At 62.6% G+C, this 15,246-nt stretch carries 15 protein-coding genes; 9 read left to right on the top strand and 6 right to left on the bottom strand.

Going from position 1 to position 15,246, the window contains the following annotated elements:
• Nucleotides 1–186: 186 nt before the first annotated feature.
• From ACMDCR_RS30030 to ACMDCR_RS30000, 7 genes are all read left to right on the top strand, one after another.
• Nucleotides 187–1,056: a carbohydrate ABC transporter permease gene (locus ACMDCR_RS30030; RefSeq protein ID WP_413990119.1), complete on the top strand. Its 870-nt coding sequence runs from the start codon at nt 187–189 to the stop codon at nt 1,054–1,056.
• Nucleotides 1,053–1,928, top strand: coding sequence for a carbohydrate ABC transporter permease (locus ACMDCR_RS30025; RefSeq protein ID WP_413990118.1), 876 nt, complete (start codon nt 1,053–1,055; stop codon nt 1,926–1,928). The genes ACMDCR_RS30030 and ACMDCR_RS30025 overlap by 4 nt, the downstream gene beginning before the upstream one ends.
• A gap of 90 nt (nt 1,929–2,018) precedes the next feature.
• Nucleotides 2,019–2,384 (top strand): RidA family protein, encoded by a 366-nt coding sequence (locus ACMDCR_RS30020; RefSeq protein WP_413993766.1) that lies wholly within the window; start codon nt 2,019–2,021, stop codon nt 2,382–2,384.
• Nucleotides 2,385–2,502: 118 nt separating this feature from the next.
• Nucleotides 2,503–3,978 carry a M81 family metallopeptidase gene (locus tag ACMDCR_RS30015; protein ID WP_413990117.1) on the top strand — a complete coding sequence of 492 codons (1,476 nt, stop codon included), beginning with the start codon at nt 2,503–2,505 and terminating at the stop codon, nt 3,976–3,978.
• A 159-nt stretch (nt 3,979–4,137) separates the two neighbouring features.
• On the top strand, nt 4,138–4,521 hold the full coding sequence (locus tag ACMDCR_RS30010) for a VOC family protein (protein WP_413990116.1): 384 nt from the start codon (nt 4,138–4,140) through the stop codon (nt 4,519–4,521).
• A gap of 111 nt (nt 4,522–4,632) precedes the next feature.
• Nucleotides 4,633–4,998 (top strand): type II toxin-antitoxin system RelE/ParE family toxin, encoded by a 366-nt coding sequence (locus ACMDCR_RS30005; RefSeq protein WP_413993765.1) that lies wholly within the window; start codon nt 4,633–4,635, stop codon nt 4,996–4,998.
• Nucleotides 4,979–5,299, top strand: a complete 321-nt coding sequence (locus ACMDCR_RS30000) for a helix-turn-helix domain-containing protein (RefSeq protein ID WP_413990115.1) — start codon at nt 4,979–4,981, stop codon at nt 5,297–5,299. Before ACMDCR_RS30005 ends, ACMDCR_RS30000 begins: the two co-directional genes overlap by 20 nt.
• 99 nt (nt 5,300–5,398) lie before the next feature.
• Here ACMDCR_RS30000 and purH read toward each other — a convergent pair whose 3' ends face one another.
• From purH to ACMDCR_RS29975, 5 genes are all read right to left on the bottom strand, one after another.
• Nucleotides 5,399–6,988: a bifunctional phosphoribosylaminoimidazolecarboxamide formyltransferase/IMP cyclohydrolase gene (gene purH / locus ACMDCR_RS29995; protein WP_413990114.1), complete on the bottom strand. Its 1,590-nt coding sequence runs from the start codon at nt 6,986–6,988 to the stop codon at nt 5,399–5,401.
• A gap of 101 nt (nt 6,989–7,089) precedes the next feature.
• Complete coding sequence (locus ACMDCR_RS29990; RefSeq protein ID WP_413990113.1) at nt 7,090–7,818, bottom strand: type 1 glutamine amidotransferase domain-containing protein; 729 nt, start codon at nt 7,816–7,818, stop codon at nt 7,090–7,092.
• A gap of 118 nt (nt 7,819–7,936) precedes the next feature.
• A complete protein-coding gene (locus tag ACMDCR_RS29985; protein ID WP_413993764.1) occupies nt 7,937–8,410 on the bottom strand; it encodes a VOC family protein in 474 nt (157 codons plus the stop codon).
• Nucleotides 8,411–8,579: 169 nt separating this feature from the next.
• Nucleotides 8,580–9,611, bottom strand: coding sequence for an MBL fold metallo-hydrolase (locus ACMDCR_RS29980; protein WP_413990112.1), 1,032 nt, complete (start codon nt 9,609–9,611; stop codon nt 8,580–8,582).
• A gap of 278 nt (nt 9,612–9,889) precedes the next feature.
• Nucleotides 9,890–10,546 carry a peroxiredoxin gene (locus ACMDCR_RS29975; RefSeq protein WP_413990111.1) on the bottom strand — a complete coding sequence of 219 codons (657 nt, stop codon included), beginning with the start codon at nt 10,544–10,546 and terminating at the stop codon, nt 9,890–9,892.
• Between the two features lie 130 nt (nt 10,547–10,676).
• On the opposite strand from ACMDCR_RS29975, the gene ACMDCR_RS29970 reads away from it, so the two are divergent.
• Nucleotides 10,677–12,380 (top strand): BTAD domain-containing putative transcriptional regulator, encoded by a 1,704-nt coding sequence (locus tag ACMDCR_RS29970; protein WP_413990110.1) that lies wholly within the window; start codon nt 10,677–10,679, stop codon nt 12,378–12,380.
• Between the two features lie 658 nt (nt 12,381–13,038).
• Nucleotides 13,039–13,752 carry a sugar transferase gene (locus ACMDCR_RS29965; RefSeq protein ID WP_413990109.1) on the top strand — a complete coding sequence of 238 codons (714 nt, stop codon included), beginning with the start codon at nt 13,039–13,041 and terminating at the stop codon, nt 13,750–13,752.
• A gap of 267 nt (nt 13,753–14,019) precedes the next feature.
• On the opposite strand, the gene ACMDCR_RS29960 is transcribed toward ACMDCR_RS29965, so the two are convergent.
• Complete coding sequence (locus tag ACMDCR_RS29960; RefSeq protein ID WP_413990108.1) at nt 14,020–14,904, bottom strand: hypothetical protein; 885 nt, start codon at nt 14,902–14,904, stop codon at nt 14,020–14,022.
• Nucleotides 14,905–15,246 lie beyond the last annotated feature (342 nt).

Below are 15,246 nucleotides of genomic sequence, written 5' to 3'. Positions count from 1 at the left end.
TGGCCTGGCGGGCTCGCCTTCGTGCGACCAGACTCAGGCTTCTCATGAATCAGAGTTCTTTTTTGCCGTGAGCAGCTAGCGGTCCATACCCCGTCCGAGCCGACTTCGTCGGCCCACCTCCCCCAGCTTCGTGGGGGAGGCTAGGTCGCGCTTCTACCCAAGTTCACCCACCACCCGGAGACCCTGATGGGGCGGGCGACACCCTACTTACTCATCCTGCCAAGCTTCCTGATGGCGGCCTTCATCATCCTGTGGCCGCTCTATCAGATCGGCACGATCTCGGTGCATGATGTCAACCGCTTCGGCATGCTCCGCGATTTCTCGGGCCTCGCCAATTTCCAGGCGCTGTTCAACGATCCCGACTTCGTCGCCGCACTCTGGCGCACCCTGGCGTGGACGGCGGGCGTGGTGATCGGCACGCTGGTCGTTTCGGTCCCCATAGCGCTGATCCTCAACGACGATTTCCACGGCCGGAGCCTGGCGCGCGTCATCGTCATGCTGCCCTGGGCAGTATCGCTCGCCATGATGGCCATCGTCTGGCGCTGGGCGCTGAACGGGGAGAGCGGCCTGCTCAATTCGGGCCTCAAGGGGCTCGGCGTGATGAACACCAATATCGAATGGCTGGCGCAGGCCTCGACCGCCTTTCCGATGCAGATCCTGATCGGCATCCTCGTGTCCATCCCGTTCACGGTGACGATCTTTCTCGGCGGCCTCTCCTCGGTACCCGACGATCTCTATGACGCCGCCTCGGTGGAGGGCGCGAGCCACTGGCAGCAATTCCGCTACATCACGCTGCCTTTGCTGCGGCCCTTCATCAACATCGCCTTCGTGATGAACACAATCAACGTGTTCAACTCCTTCCCGATCATCTGGGTGACGACGCAAGGCGGCCCCGCCAATTCGACCGACATTCTGGTGACCTATCTCTACAAGCTTGCCTTCCGCATCGGGCGCTTGGGCGAGGCCTCGGCGGTGTCGATCATCATGTTCATCCTGCTTCTGGTCTTCACCATCATCTATGTGCGCCTAGCCATGCGCGAGGAGAAGACGTCATGAGCAAGCTCAAGCGTTCCATCCTCTACTGGATCCTGCTCTCGCCCGTCGTGGTGATGGCGCTGTTTCCGTTCGTCGTGATGTTCGTCACGGCGCTCAAGCCTTCGAGCGAGATGCTGTCGCCAACCTGGTGGCCGAGCGAGCCGACCTGGCGCAATTTCGTCGACATGTGGAACGAGACCGGCTTCGGCCCGGCGCTGCTGAACTCCCTGTTTGTGTCGCTGGGCACCACTCTACTCGTCATCGTCATCTCGATCCCTGCCGCCTATGCGCTCAGCCGCTACCGTTTCGCCGCGCGCGGAGCCTTCCGGCAGTTTCTGCTGATCTCGCAGATGCTCTCGCCGATCGTCCTGGTGATTGGCCTGTTCCGCCTCTTGATCGAAGCGGGAGGCTTTCTCAATTATCTGACCAGCACCTATCTGGGGTGGACCACGAATTTCCAGTTCATCGATAGCCTAACCGGCCTCGTCTTCGTCTATATCGGCTTCAACCTCGCCTTCGCGGTGTGGATGCTGCAGAGCTATTTCTCCACCATCCCCCGCGACCTCGAGGAGGCGGCCTGGATCGAGGGCGCCAGCCCCTTCAAGACGCTGGTGAAAGTGTTCCTGCCACTTGCCGTACCCGCCATCGTGGTGACGGCGATCTTCACCTTCATCTTCGCCTGGAACGAATATCCGCTCGCCCTCTCGATGCTGCGCAAGCAGGACGTCTACACACTTCCGATCCAGGTCGTGAACCAGGTGGCGGGGCGCTATACGGTGGAGTGGAACTACGTGATGGCGGCCGCCTTTGTCGCCACAATCCCCATCGCCGTCATGTTCATGTGGCTGCAGCGCTATCTGATGCGTGGGCTGGCGTTGGGGGCGGTGAAGTGACTGGGAGCGCGGACATCTTGTCCGCCCTTGGAAACGAATCGCCTTACGATAAGGGAAGAGCGGACAGGATGTCCGCGCTCCCAGGAAGGTATTATGACCAAGCAATATTTCGGCTCTGCCCGCGTGCCTCTTTCCCCCGCCGTGCGGGCGGGCGACAGCATCTATATCTCCGGCCAGGTGCCGACCTTGCCGGACGGCTCCGTGGTGCAGGGCGGCATCGAGGAGCAGACGCGCGCGGTGATGGACAATCTCGCCAAGGCCCTGGCGCTGGCAGGCGCCGGGCTCGAGGATGTGGTGAAGACCACGGTGATCCTGTCGGACGCCCGGGATTTCGGTGCCTTCAACCAGGTCTACGGCAGCTATTTCCCGACGAACCCGCCCGCCCGCACCACGCTGGAGGCCCGGCTGATGATCGACATCAAGGTCGAGATCGAGGCGGTGGCGTATAAGCCTTAAGCCGGGAGCGCGGACGTCCCGTCCGCTCTTCCTCTGTCGTAGAATGTGTCGTTTCCAAGAGCGGATCGTCCGACACTCACTTGAGTGTCGTAGGGACGTCCGCGCTCCCAGGTCCCCAATGCGCATCTTCACCGCCTCCTTCGCCACCGAGACCAACACTTTCTCCCCCGTTCCCACCGATCGGGCGAGTTTCGAAATGGCCTTCTATGCCGGCCCCGGACAGCATCCGGAGACGCCCACGCTCTGCTCATCGCCCATGGTGGTGCTGCGCAAGCGCGCGAAGGAAGAAGGCTTCACCTTGATCGAGGGCACGGGAACCTGGGCCGAGCCCGGCGGCCTGCTGCAGCGCGAGACCTATGAGGGCTTGCGCGACGAGATACTGGCCCAGCTTCGTGCCGCGCTGCCAGTCGATGCCGTCGTCCTCGGCCTGCATGGCGCCATGGTCGCGCAGGGCTATGACGATTGCGAGGGCGACCTGCTCGAACATGTCCGCGCCATCGTCGGCCCCGAGGTGCTTGTGGCCAGCGAACTCGACCCGCATAGCCACCTGACCAGGAAGCGCGTCGCCAATGCCGACATCCTGGCCGCCTTCCTCGAATTTCCGCACACGGATTTCTACGAGCGTGGCGAGCATGTCGTCGACCTCGCTCTGCGTACCCTGCGGGGCGAGATCAAGCCGGTGATCTCCACCTTCGACTGCCGCATGATCGGCGTCTTCCCAACCAGCCGCGAGCCGATGCGCTCCTTCGTCGACCGCATCAAGGCGATGCAGGGCAGGGACGGTATCCTCTCCATCTCCCTGATCCACGGCTTCATGGCCGCCGACGTGCCGGAGCTGGGCACGCAGATGATGGTGGTCACCGACAATGACAAAGCCAAGGGCGATGCGCTTGCCCGGGAGCTCGGCATGGAAATCTTCGGCCTGCGCGGCAGGACGGCCATGCCGATGGTCGGCATCGACAAAGGCCTCGACCAGGCGCTGGCCCTCGTGGCGGAAAAGCCCGGCAAGCCGGTGGTGATCGCGGACGTCTGGGACAATCCGGGCGGCGGTGTCGCCGGTGACGGCACGCTGATCCTCTCCCGCATGCTGGAGCGTGGTCTTGACCGTATCGGCCTTGCCACCATCTGGGACCCGATTGCCGTAACCTTCTGCCTCGCGGCAGGGGAGGGCGCCAGGCTGATGCTGCGCTTCGGCGGCAAGGCCGGCCCTGCTTCCGAGGGCCAGCCCATCGACGCCATGGTGGAAGTGCGCCGCGCGGTGACCGAGGGCTGGCAGAGCTTCGGCAAGAGCCGGGTCACCCTCGGCCCGGCCGCCGTGGTGCGCATCGAGGGGACCGAGATCGACGTGATCCTCAACACCAACCGCACCCAGACCTTCGAGCCCGACATCTTCACCAATCTCGGCGTGGATTACGGGGACAAGGACATCCTGCTGGTGAAATCCACCAACCACTTCCACGCTGGCTTTGCCCCGATTGCGGCCGAGATCATCTATATCGACGCCGGTGCGCCCTATCCCTCCGATCCGCGCGTGACGGACTACAAGAAGCTTTCGCGCGAGATCTGGCCGCGGGTGGAAAACCCGCACGGGTAGGCCGAAAACCTGGGATCGCAGGCATCCTTGCCTGCTGTTCCTTTGCCGGAAAGCGCTTCGGTTCCAAGAGCAGGCAGGATGCCTGCGATCCCAGGAAGGGCTCGACAAACCGCCCCGCCTGCTTTACTTGTTATATGAACAAACAGGGAACAGAATCTCATGAAGCTCGGCTATGTCATCCACTATGTCCCCGATGTCGGCGCCACATGCGCATTCTACAAGGCGGCCTTCGGGCTGGAGACGCGCTTCATTGCCGATGGCGAATTTGCCGAGCTCGTTACCGGCGAGACTGCGCTCGGCTTTGCCGACGAGAAATTCGTCGAGACCATGCTTGGCCCCATCCAGCGCAACCGCCCCGACACCCCACCCGCCGGCGTCGAGATCGCCTTCGTGGTCGACGATGTCGAGATCGCCTACCGCAAGGCCGTCCTCCACGGCGCCGCATCTGTGACCCGGCCGGTGCGGAAGCCATGGGGCCAGGTGGTGGCCTATGTCAGGGATAACAACGGCGCGTTGGTCGAGATATGCACCAAGACGCGGTAGCCGAGACCGTGGGCTCCTGTCGGTCGACACTCGATCACCAAGGATCAAGTCAGGAAACTTGAATATCCAGCACTTGGTGCTACATTTCACTCGTTCTACTCAGGTGCGGACATTCCCCGGGTTTTCAAGACGGCATGGTTTGCCAGAGCGGCGAAGAAGGCCCGGATCCACGATGAAGAACTGTGCGAGGCCATTCGGCAAGTTCTACTTGGACAGGGCGATGATCTCGGCGGTGGCGTTTTCAAGAAGCGCCTGAACAAGAACATGCATCGTGGCATCGTCCTGGCGAAGGGCGGCCAATATTGGGTCTACGCCTATCTCTTTGCCAAGAAGGATCGAGCCAATATTGAGGATGACGAATTGGCTGCCTTTCGCGAGCTTGCTGCGCTCTATGCTCGCAAGACTGTGGAGGCGATCGCCAAGGAATTGGCAATCCGGGAATTGGTGGAGATTTGTCATGGCCAAGACAAAGCATAAGAGCGAGGCTTTCGAGGCGATCCATAGCGCCGTCAGCGGAATGTATCGCGCGGGCACTGTTACCAAAGCCACCATGCGGCATTTCGATGAACTTAGCCTTGTTGAACCGACACTATTCGATCCTCTCGAAATCAAGGCCCTGCGTGAGCGCAATCATGTCAGCCAGCCCGTGTTCGCGCGCTATCTCAACACCAGCGAGAGCACGGTGGAGAAATGGGAAACCGGCGCCAAGCGGCCGAGCGGCATGGCGTTGAAGCTTCTCTCGCTTATCCAGAAGCACGGTTTGCAGATACTGGCGTGAGGGAAGCTTCCTGGGATCGCAGGCATCGCTGCCTGCTTGTCCCTTCCGGCATGCGCCGCGTTTCCAGGGGCAGGCAGGGATGCCTGCGATCCCAGAGTGTCAATGCCGGAAGTGCCGGATCCCCGTGAACACCATCGCCAGCCCCGCGGCGTCCGCCGCCGCGATGACTTCGGCGTCGCGCTGCGAGCCGCCCGGCTGGATCACCGCCGTGGCGCCGGCGGCTACCGCGGCCTCCAGCCCGTCGGCGAAGGGGAAGAAGGCGTCGGAGGCGACCACCGAGCCCTTGGTCAGTGTCTCCGCCAGCCCGGCGGCCTTCGCCGCGTCGGTAGCCTTGGCGGCGGCGATGCGCGCCGAGTCGACGCGGCTCATCTGGCCGGCGCCGACGCCTACCGTCGCGCCGTCCTTCGCATAGACGATGGCGTTCGACTTCACATGCTTGGCGACGCGAAAGGCAAAGCGCATGTCCGCCATTTCCTGCTCGCTCGGGGCGCGCTTGGTCACCACCTTCAGCGCCATGTCGTCGACCACGGCATTGTCCCGGCCCTGCACGAGAAGGCCGCCGGCCAGCGTCTTGGCAGTCAGTCCCTCGGCACGCGGGTCCGGCAGGCCGCCAGTGACGAGCAGGCGCAGGTTCTTCTTGGCCGAGATGATGGCGATTGCCTCCTTGCTCGCTGCCGGAGCCACGATCACCTCCGTGAAGATCTCGACGATCTTTTTCGCCGTGTCGGCGTCAAGTTCCCGGTTGACGGCGATGATGCCGCCGAAGGCCGAGACGGGGTCGCAGGCGAGCGCCTTCTCATAGGCCTGCGCCAGCGTCGGCGCCTCGGCAACGCCGCAGGGATTGGCATGCTTGACGATCACCACCGCCGCCGACTTGGCAGGATCAAACTCGGCCACGCATTCGAAGGCGGCGTCGGTGTCGTTGAGATTGTTGTAGGAGAGCGCCTTGCCCTGCAGCTGGGTGGCGGTGGCGACGCCGAAGCGCTTCTCGGGCGTGACATAGAAGGCCGCACTCTGATGCGGGTTCTCGCCGTAGCGCAGGGCCTCGGCCAGCGTGCCGCCGATGGCGCGAAAGGCAGGCGCCTCGATCTCCAGCGTGCCGGCGAACCAGTTGGAGATCGCCGCGTCATAGGCACCGGTGCGTGCATAGGCCTTGGCGGCGAGGCGGCGGCGGAAGGCGAGGGTGGTCGCGCCCTCGTTCTCCGCCATCTCGGCCAGCACCTCGTCGTAATCGGCGACGTCGACGATCACGGTGACATCGTCGTGGTTCTTGGCGGCGGCGCGGATCATGGCGGGGCCGCCGATATCGATGTTTTCGATCAAGTCCTCGAAGGAGCCGCCGCGCGCCAGCGTCGCCTCGAAGGGATAGAGATTGACGACGAGAAGATCGATCGGGGCAATATCGTGCGCCGCCATGGCGGCGCGATGTTCTGCATGGCTGCGGATGGCGAGCAGGCCGCCATGCACCTTGGGATGCAGCGTCTTCACGCGCCCGTCCATCATCTCGGGAAAGCCGGTGAGCTCGGAGACCTCCTTCACCTTGAGGCCCCCTTCCACCAGTGCCTTGTAGGTGCCCCCGGTGGAGATCAGCTCCACCCCGCGGCCGGCCAGCGCCTTGGCGAAATCGACGACACCAGTCTTGTCGGAAACGGAGAGCAGGGCGCGGGTGATTGGGGCGGCAGCGATCAAGGCGGGAATCTCCGAAGGCGGGGTTTGCGCGGCTTGATAGCGCAAGATGGAGCGGAGAGGGAGAGAAAGTGGCTGACTGTTCGCCAAGTCGCGGATCGTCGTCAGGATTCAGGAGGGCCTTCCTTGACGAGCGGCCGTTCCGCGAGAAGCGCGACCACTGCTTTCGCGATCGCCTTGCTCGAGCCCGGGTTTTGGCCTGTCGCAATCCGCCCATCGACCACGACAAAGGACGTGAACGGCAGCCAGGCCTTGCTATAGTGGGCGCCACGGGCGATCAGCTCGTCTTCGAGAAGAAACGGCACCTGGCTCTTCAGCCCCGAAAGCCATTCCTCGCTGTTGGAAAATCCCGTGACTTTCCGGCCTGCGACCAGCGGCCGACCGTCCTCGTCCTTCAGATCGAGCAGACCGGCAACACCATGACAGACGGCCGACACCACGCCGCCCTGTCGATAGATGCGCTCGCCGAGCTTGGTGAGAGAAGCGCTGTCGCAGAAGTCCCACATCGTGCCGTGGCCGCCCGCATAGTAGATGGCGGCATAGTCCGCCGGATCGACCTGCGCAGCGGCTTTGGTGTTCCTCAGGCTGGCGATGAAGGCTGGATCTCCTAGGTGCTCACGCATCGCGTTGTTCAGGTAAAGCCAGCCGAGGCTGCGTTCATCCAGTGGCACCGGCCCACCGTGCGGGCTGACGAAATCGCTATCGTAGCCGGCCACGTCCACGATATCGAGGAAATGGGTCAGCTCAGCCAGCCACAACCCTGTCCTGTCGGGCCGGCTCGGATAGGCGGAATGGTTGGTCAGGACGACCAGGATCCTGGCACGGTTGGGCATCGAATTGACCTGGAGCAAAGCGCGTTTACACGCAAACGCCCATTGCTCTAGCTCCTTGTTTTAACGCGTCTTTGCGATTCTTGCCGATTCCGTCAGATCGCAAAACACCCTGGCGTCCTCAGCCACGTCTGGCCGCCTCGATCGCGGCGACGTCGATTTTCTTCATATCCATCATCGCCTCGAACGCGCGTTTTGCTTCGGCGCCGCCGACGGCTATCGCCTCGCTCAACACGCGTGGCGTGATTTGCCAGGAGACTCCCCATTTGTCCTTGCACCAACCGCACGCGCTTTCCTGGCCGCCATTGCCGACGATGGCGTTCCAGTAGCGGTCGGTTTCCTGCTGATCGTCGGTGGCGATCTGGAAGGAGAAGGCTTCGTTATGCTTGAACATGGGCCCGCCATTGAGGCCCAGGCAGGGGATGCCGGCGACAGTGAATTCGACCGTCAGCACATCGCCCTCCTTGCCGGACGGGTAGTCGCCGGGAGCACGGTGGACGGCACTTACATGACTGTCGGGGAAAGTCGCGGCGTAGAAGCGGGCAGCCGCCTCGGCATCCTTGTCGTACCATACGCAGATCGTGTTCTTGGCGATGGCCATGGCTTGTCCTTTCACTTTCGAAGTCGATTCCGTTCCGGTTCCACACGAACATAGAATGCACTCGTGCCGCATGGCGTTCCGTCGGCAGCGCTGAAAGGTTGTAGCAGCAACAGGCCCGCCAGGGGCCAGCCCATTGCTCATCATGTCGAGAGGGGGCCTCGCCTCAGCCCTCCACCGGCCCGTCCGCATTTTTCCATGCCGCGATGCCGCCCTGGATATGCAGCGCCGCGGTGACGCCCGCGTCCTGGGCGGCCTGCACCGCCATGGCGGAGCGCTCGCCATAGGCGCAGAAGAACACCAGCCGGCGGTTGCGGGCGAGTTCATGCAGCAGGCCGGCGCCGGTGAGTTCGGCGGCAAGCGTCGGATAGGGACAGTGGACGGCGCCTGGAATGCGGCCGTGGCGCTCGCGTTCGCGCTGTTCCCTTAGATCGATGAGAACGGCTTCCTGCCTGCCGAGCAATGCCATGCCCTGCTCGGGCGTGAGCGCCCAGCCCCGGGCCGCGACGGCCTCCTGGTGAAAGCCGATATGCATGTTGGCCGGCACCGCCACATCCATCATCTTCGGATTGGGCAGGTTCAGGTTGTTCATGAGTTCGACATAGGCGTCGGCGTCCTTGACCTGCAGGCGCGGATTGTTACGCCTCTCCTCGCCGATCGTGCTCACCGTGTCGCCCTTGTAATCGTGGGCGGGGTAGACGAGCATGGTGTCCGGCAGGCGCAGCAGCCGCCCGAAGATGCTCTCATATTGCTGGCGCGGGTCGCCGTTCTGGAAATCGGTGCGGCCGGTGCCGCGAATCAGCAGCGTGTCGCCGGTGAACACCCTGTCCGCCATGGCGAAGGAATAGCTGTCGTCGGTGTGGCCCGGCGTATAGATCACCTCGAGGCCGATGCCTTCGATCTCGAGCCGGTCCCCGTCCGACAGGCGCATCGAGACCACATCCGCCTTGCTTTGCTCGCCCATCACGGTGATGCAGCGCGTGCGGTCACGCAGGGCGCCGAGGCCGGTGACATGGTCGGCATGCAGATGCGTATCCACCGCCTTGACCAGCCGGAGATCGAGTTCCTGCAGCAGCTTGACATAGCGATCCACCTTTTCGAGGACAGGATCGATGATCAGGGCCTCGGCGCCCGGCCGGCTGGCGATGAGATAGCTGTAGGTGCCCGAAACACTGTCGAAGAGCTGGCGGAAGATCATCGGACCTGTCCTTCTGGTTTTGGTTCTTTCGGTATTCCCGATCGAATACTTCATGCATGTCATCGAGACTTGCGACGTCGGCTCGGCTGAGAGCGGGACGAAAAATCGCGGGAACCCCGGCTCTTTTGTCATTACCGGGCTTGTCCCGGCAATCCAGGGCACCACAGATCCATCAGGGGCGGCGGCTGCATGCCCGGGTCAAGCCCGGGCATGACAAAATCGGCGCCCATTTTGGTGATCCCGCGAAGTCCAGGTCCGGTTCCGGGAGTGCCTTCACCTCACTTTGGCTGTGCAGTCGTACGCAGGTAGGGCTTCACGCGCGTGAAATTGGGGAACAAGCGCTCGGCATCCTCGTCGCTCACCGCCGTGGTGATGATGACATCGTCGCCGTGCTTCCAGTTGACCGGCGTCGCCACCTTGTGGCGGGCGGTCAGCTGCATGGAATCGATGACGCGGAGGATCTCGTCGAAGTTGCGGCCGGTGGTCATCGGGTAGACGATCACAAGTTTCACCTTCTTGTCCGGGCCGATGACATAGACATTGCGTACCGTCTGGTTGTCCGCCGCCGTCCGCCCTTCCGCGGTATCGCCCGCACCTGCCGGCAGCATGTCGTAGAGCTTGGAGATCTCGAGCGTGGTATCACCGATCATCGGATAGTTCGGCGCCATTCCCTGCGTGTCCTCGATATCCTTTGCCCAGACCGAATGCTTGGCCACGGGATCGACGCTCAGGCCGATAACCTTGACGTTGCGCATGTCGAACTCGGGCTTCAGCTTCGCCATGTACCCCAGTTCCGTGGTGCAGACCGGAGTGAAATCCTTGGGATGCGAGAACAGAATTCCCCAGGCATCGCCAAGCCAGGCATGGAAGTCGATGGAACCATGGGTCGTTTCTGCCTGGAAGTTCGGTGCAAGATCGCCAATACGGAGTGACATTTTCCGTCTCCTGTTGTGTGATGACGATGCGACCTTAGCACAGCAATGTTCCCAGGCCGTTCCCCGCAAAGACAAGCCGTGAGACGGCCCCCAATTATAATCCTGGCAATGATGATCTTGGAGTGATTCCATGGACGTTGACGTTCAGCTTCTCGGCCGTTTCCGCGTCACCGTCGACGGGCGGACCACCACCGAGACGGATTGGCGGCGCTCCCGCAGTGTCACGCTGGTCAAGCTGCTGGCACTCGCCCCCCGGCATCGCCTTCACCGCGAGCAGGTGATGGAGGCGCTCTGGCCCGACCTTGCCCCGGAAGCGGCCGCCGCCAACCTGCGCAAGGCCGTGCATTTTGCGCGGCAGACGCTGCAGGCGAACGAAGTGATCGGGTTGAACGGGGAGGTGCTGTCGCTCGCGCCGGAAGCGAAGCTGACGATCGATCTCGAACGCTATGAGGCAGCCGCGACGGCGGCGCTGAAGAACAAGGATGCGGCTGCGTGCGCCGCGCTCGCGCCTGACTATGGCGGGGAACTCCTGCCGGACGATCGCTATGCGGAGTGGACCCAGGAACCGCGCGAGAGGCTGCAGGCGCTTCATGTCCAGGTGCTCAAGGCCGCCGGGCTCTGGCAGGAGGTGCTCAAGGTCGATCCGATCGACCAGGAAGCGGCACGCGCCTTGATGCAGGCGGCGCTCGACGCGGGCAATCGCGGCGAGGCGATCCGCCTGTTCCAGGCCCTTCGCGAGAGGCTGCGCATCGACATGGGCCTCGGTCCGGATCGCGCCACCGTGGCGCTTTACGAGAAGGCCGTTACCCCCGGCGACGCCGCGCCCAAGAGCATCGACGAGCATGTGCGCGGGCTGATGGCCTGGGGCATCATCCATCTCCACAGCGGCGATTTCCAGGAGGCCGAGCGCAAGGCCCAGGAGGCGCGCTCCCTGGCGCTGGCGGGCGAACTCGGCCGCGAGATCGGCGAAGCCAGCGCCCTAGTCGGGCTGGTCGCCCACATGCAGGGGCAATGGCAGGATCTCTTCCGCTCCGAATTCGTGAAATGGGTTCGCCAGCCGCTTCCAGCCGCCGGCAGTGTCTTCGACGGCCATCTGTGCCTGGCCGAATTCTGCCTGTGCAACGCTCGCGGCCACGCGGACATGGCCAATCTTTCGCGCGAGCTGCTGACGATCGCAGAGGATGTCGGCTCGGTCCACGGCCAGGCGCTGGCGACCCTGATCCTCGGCAAGGCCGCGCTGTTCTCGGGCCGTCTCGACGAGGCGGAAGAGCTTCTGACCCGGGCGGACGAGCTTCACGCCGAGGCCGGCGCCCTGGTCGGCCGTGCTCTTGCGCTGCATCGCCTGGCGGAGGTGGCGCTGGCCCGCGGCCAGCGATGGAAGGCAGGCCGCCTGCTGCAGAAGGGGCTGAACATCGCCGAGCAGACCTGGCTCACGCCGCATCTGCTCATCCGCTACACGGCGCTGGCGGTGGAAGCGGCCACCGATATCGACCAGGTGGCCGAGGCGATCCGGCATGGCGACCGCCTCATCGCGGAAGAGAGCACCTGCCAGCCTTGCTCCATGGGTTTCCGGGTCGCCTCTGCGATCGCCCTTGCGGAAGCGGGCGAAATCGAGCAGGCGGGCCGGCGCATCGACGAGGCGGAGCGCATCGCCGGCATGTGGCAGGGCGGTCCCTGGGTCGCCGCCGTGTGGGAGGCGCGCGGGGTTCTGCGGCGCGCCCAGGGCAACAACGGGCTTGCCGCCGCACTGCTGCACGAGGCCGCCGCACGATTCGGCGACCTGGCCAGGGCACGTGACCAGGAGCGCTGCCTGGCAAGGGCGCAGGCGATCTGAGGCGTCCTGCTTTCAGGTAGGGCGCGACGTCATTCCGGGCGACCGTAGGGAGACCCGGAATCCAAGAACACTGTCCTTCCAAGGTTGTGTTCATGGATTCCGTCGCTCCCACTCGCAAGCAGAGCTTGTGAGGATACGCTCCGGCCGGAATGAGGTCGCGCGCCATGCCGGCCGGTCATGCCCCTGCCGCGTCACGCCGGTGTCCGCCGCCTGCCTTAACCTGCCCTCATATCGAAGATCCCTAGCCTTGCAGGGATGACAGGTTCTCCCTCGCTGGAGCGTCGATCATCCGCGCCGGTGGGCAAATGCCGCTTTGCGCCTGCGGAATCGCAGTCGAACCCGGCAAATGCCTAGTTTTTGTCCTTCCGCCGCGTTTTTTGCTCGTTTTTTGTACCATCAGTTAAGACTTAGGACGAGATGCTAACGACCCGTCCAACCCGCTCGTGTATTACACTGCTCACAATCGGCGAAAGACAAAACTAAGTCACATCGCCAAAGCCTACAGTTCAGACGTTGTTGTACGTAGCATATATGAACTGTTGGGTGGGTTCGGGTCGCGTAGATAGTATAAAGATCATAGTCGATATTTATATTACCAGCCCGCTGTAAAATTTGTCCGAGTAAGGTCGAAAAACAACTCTCCGTAGAGGATACGAAGGTGGCAACTGAAACTGTTGGCGTGAATTCTGACGCCGGTATTGCTGGTACCCGGGACGCAGGTTCCGGCCATGTCGAGATCAAGAAGATCCTTTCGCGCAAAGTCGCGCAGATCAGCAAGCGGGGGTTCGACGTCGCGGTCTCCTCGGCTGCCCTGATCTTTCTGCTGCCTTTGATCGCGGCCATGGCGGGCGCTTTGCTTGTCCTCCAGGGCCGCCCTCTCTTCATCCGGCATAACCGCGTGGGCCTGGGCGGCAAGAGCTTTCCCTGCCTCAAGTTCCGCAGCATGGTCGTCAACGCCGACCTGGTCCTGCGCTCGCATCTGAGGGACAACGAAGCCGCCCGGCAGGAGTGGGAAGAGACGCACAAGCTCAAGAACGATCCGCGCATCACGCCGATTGGCCAGTTCCTGCGCAAGTCGAGCGTTGACGAGCTGCCCCAGCTCATCAACATCATCCTCGGCGACATGAGCCTGGTCGGCCCGCGGCCGATCGTACGGGACGAGATGGCCCGCTACGGCCTGCATATCGAGGACTACAAGCGCGTCCGCCCCGGCCTGACTGGCTTGTGGCAGGTCAGCGGCCGCAACGACACCTCCTATCACGACCGCGTGGCGCTCGATGTGCGCTATGTCCGGGAATGGAGCTTCTGGCGTGACCTCTCGATCATCGCCAAGACCGTTCCGGCCGTGATGAAATCCTCGGGTTCCTACTGAAAGTGTGACCGCAGGGGGCCACCATAGGCTCCCTGCCGGAGTCCGGCGCGGCGTTCATCGGCCGCGCCAAAGGCCAGGGTCGTTGCCACCGGCGACCCTGGCCTTGCTTTTTCGGCCTCACGCGACGCACTTCTCCATCTTGGCGAAGCGGCTCGAGCCCAGCCAGGTCGGCAACGTGGCCTGCAGATGACGGAGGACCCGGCGAGCTCGACAGGGATCTTCGGCGATCCGCTGCTGCCTCCTGAAAATATCCTCCAACTCGGCTTTTCAAAAATCCATAAACTTATCAAGCTTGAAGTGCCTGAGCGATTTTTGCTCGATTTCCTTTAGATCCCGAAAGGGATTGTATTCGGGCTGCTGCAGGACGGCGGCGGCGGCCGCCAGGGGCTCGTATTGCAGAATGAATTTCAGGGCCATCACGAGTTCCGCGTCCTCTATGAGATATTTGTACATGTCTTCCTTGTTCCGGTATCCGCCGAGATAAGTGCTGTAAACATCCGATCTGCGGCGGGCCGCGTGAAAGATGTTTTCGAACTGCGTCGCGACAAATTCTTCCAGGCTTTTGTTGAAATCGGCGTTCAACAGCGCTCTCTCGCTTTTTCTATTCTGCGACAATCGCATGGCATGGACCAGTTCGTGAAACAGGGTATCCTCCGTTTCATCGGCGGGCGGGCGCCCCGAGACGAAAATGTGCCGGAAGGCCGCGGGGTTGAAGTATATCCGGATACCGCCTCCCTCCGCTTCCGTCTTCAGCAGGGTCTGCGCCGTCGGTTCGTTCCATGTGGCAGGAATGATAAATATTTTCTGATCCGGCTTCAGCATGCCCAACAGCTTGTTTCCGATGCTGGTGCGGGAAATTATTCTTAAAATATGTTCGACGGTCGATTCGTACTCGTGGATCTCTTTCCGGTACTTCGGATCCAGGTCCTCCATGAGCTGCCATTGCATGACGGCACTGATCAGATCGTCCTTCTCCTGCGCGATCTGCTGGAATCTCTTCATCGCCTCCAGATGGTGCTTCTGAAGCTGGTCCTGCGCATTTTTCTGCGCCGTTTTCATTTCCGAAAAATATTGGCGCCACAGGGGATCGACGGCCTGCTGCCGGTGCAAGGAATACAGGATGTAGATCGGGAATTTCTGGAACTGAATCATGGACGACAACTTCCTCGCTGGCGATCGAAGCCGATCGACGGGTGCCGCGACGCGCTGCAGCTCTGGAGCTGGAGCGCAGCGGGCCCGATAATCGCGCCGTGCGACGCGGCCGCCCAGCTTGCATAAGGGCCGTAGAGCCGTTGTGACGCTGGAGGCTTGCCGCCCGGGCGCCTGGCTCGGAAGAACAGTCGGCAAATCTCTGAACGGGACGTTGGGAAGCCGTGTGGCGCAGTCAGCTTCGCCTCAAGGGCGGACATTGACAAGAGCGTTTCACTTTCAGGTCGAATCGCAAAACGCTTTTGATACCAGTAAGTTAATTTCGAAATCCGCTCCCACCTGGAC

Source organism: Labrys okinawensis, assembly GCF_047345005.1.
GTDB classification, from domain to species: domain Bacteria; phylum Pseudomonadota; class Alphaproteobacteria; order Rhizobiales; family Labraceae; genus Labrys; species Labrys okinawensis.
Note: the sequence above shows the minus strand (reverse complement) of the source record. Positions and strands in the feature narration are given on the sequence as shown.

Coding starts and splice junctions, on each gene's coding strand:
- ACMDCR_RS30025 (WP_413990118.1), top strand. CDS start 1,053: ATGAGCAAGCTCAAGCGTTCCATCCTCTACTGGATCCTGCTCTCGCCC.
- ACMDCR_RS29990 (WP_413990113.1), bottom strand. CDS start 7,818: ATGCCCAACCGTGCCAGGATCCTGGTCGTCCTGACCAACCATTCCGCC.
- ACMDCR_RS29970 (WP_413990110.1), top strand. CDS start 10,677: ATGGACGTTGACGTTCAGCTTCTCGGCCGTTTCCGCGTCACCGTCGAC.
- ACMDCR_RS29980 (WP_413990112.1), bottom strand. CDS start 9,611: ATGATCTTCCGCCAGCTCTTCGACAGTGTTTCGGGCACCTACAGCTAT.
- ACMDCR_RS29975 (WP_413990111.1), bottom strand. CDS start 10,546: ATGTCACTCCGTATTGGCGATCTTGCACCGAACTTCCAGGCAGAAACG.
- ACMDCR_RS29960 (WP_413990108.1), bottom strand. CDS start 14,904: ATGATTCAGTTCCAGAAATTCCCGATCTACATCCTGTATTCCTTGCAC.
- ACMDCR_RS30030 (WP_413990119.1), top strand. CDS start 187: ATGGGGCGGGCGACACCCTACTTACTCATCCTGCCAAGCTTCCTGATG.
- ACMDCR_RS30000 (WP_413990115.1), top strand. CDS start 4,979: ATGGCCAAGACAAAGCATAAGAGCGAGGCTTTCGAGGCGATCCATAGC.
- ACMDCR_RS30015 (WP_413990117.1), top strand. CDS start 2,503: ATGCGCATCTTCACCGCCTCCTTCGCCACCGAGACCAACACTTTCTCC.
- ACMDCR_RS30010 (WP_413990116.1), top strand. CDS start 4,138: ATGAAGCTCGGCTATGTCATCCACTATGTCCCCGATGTCGGCGCCACA.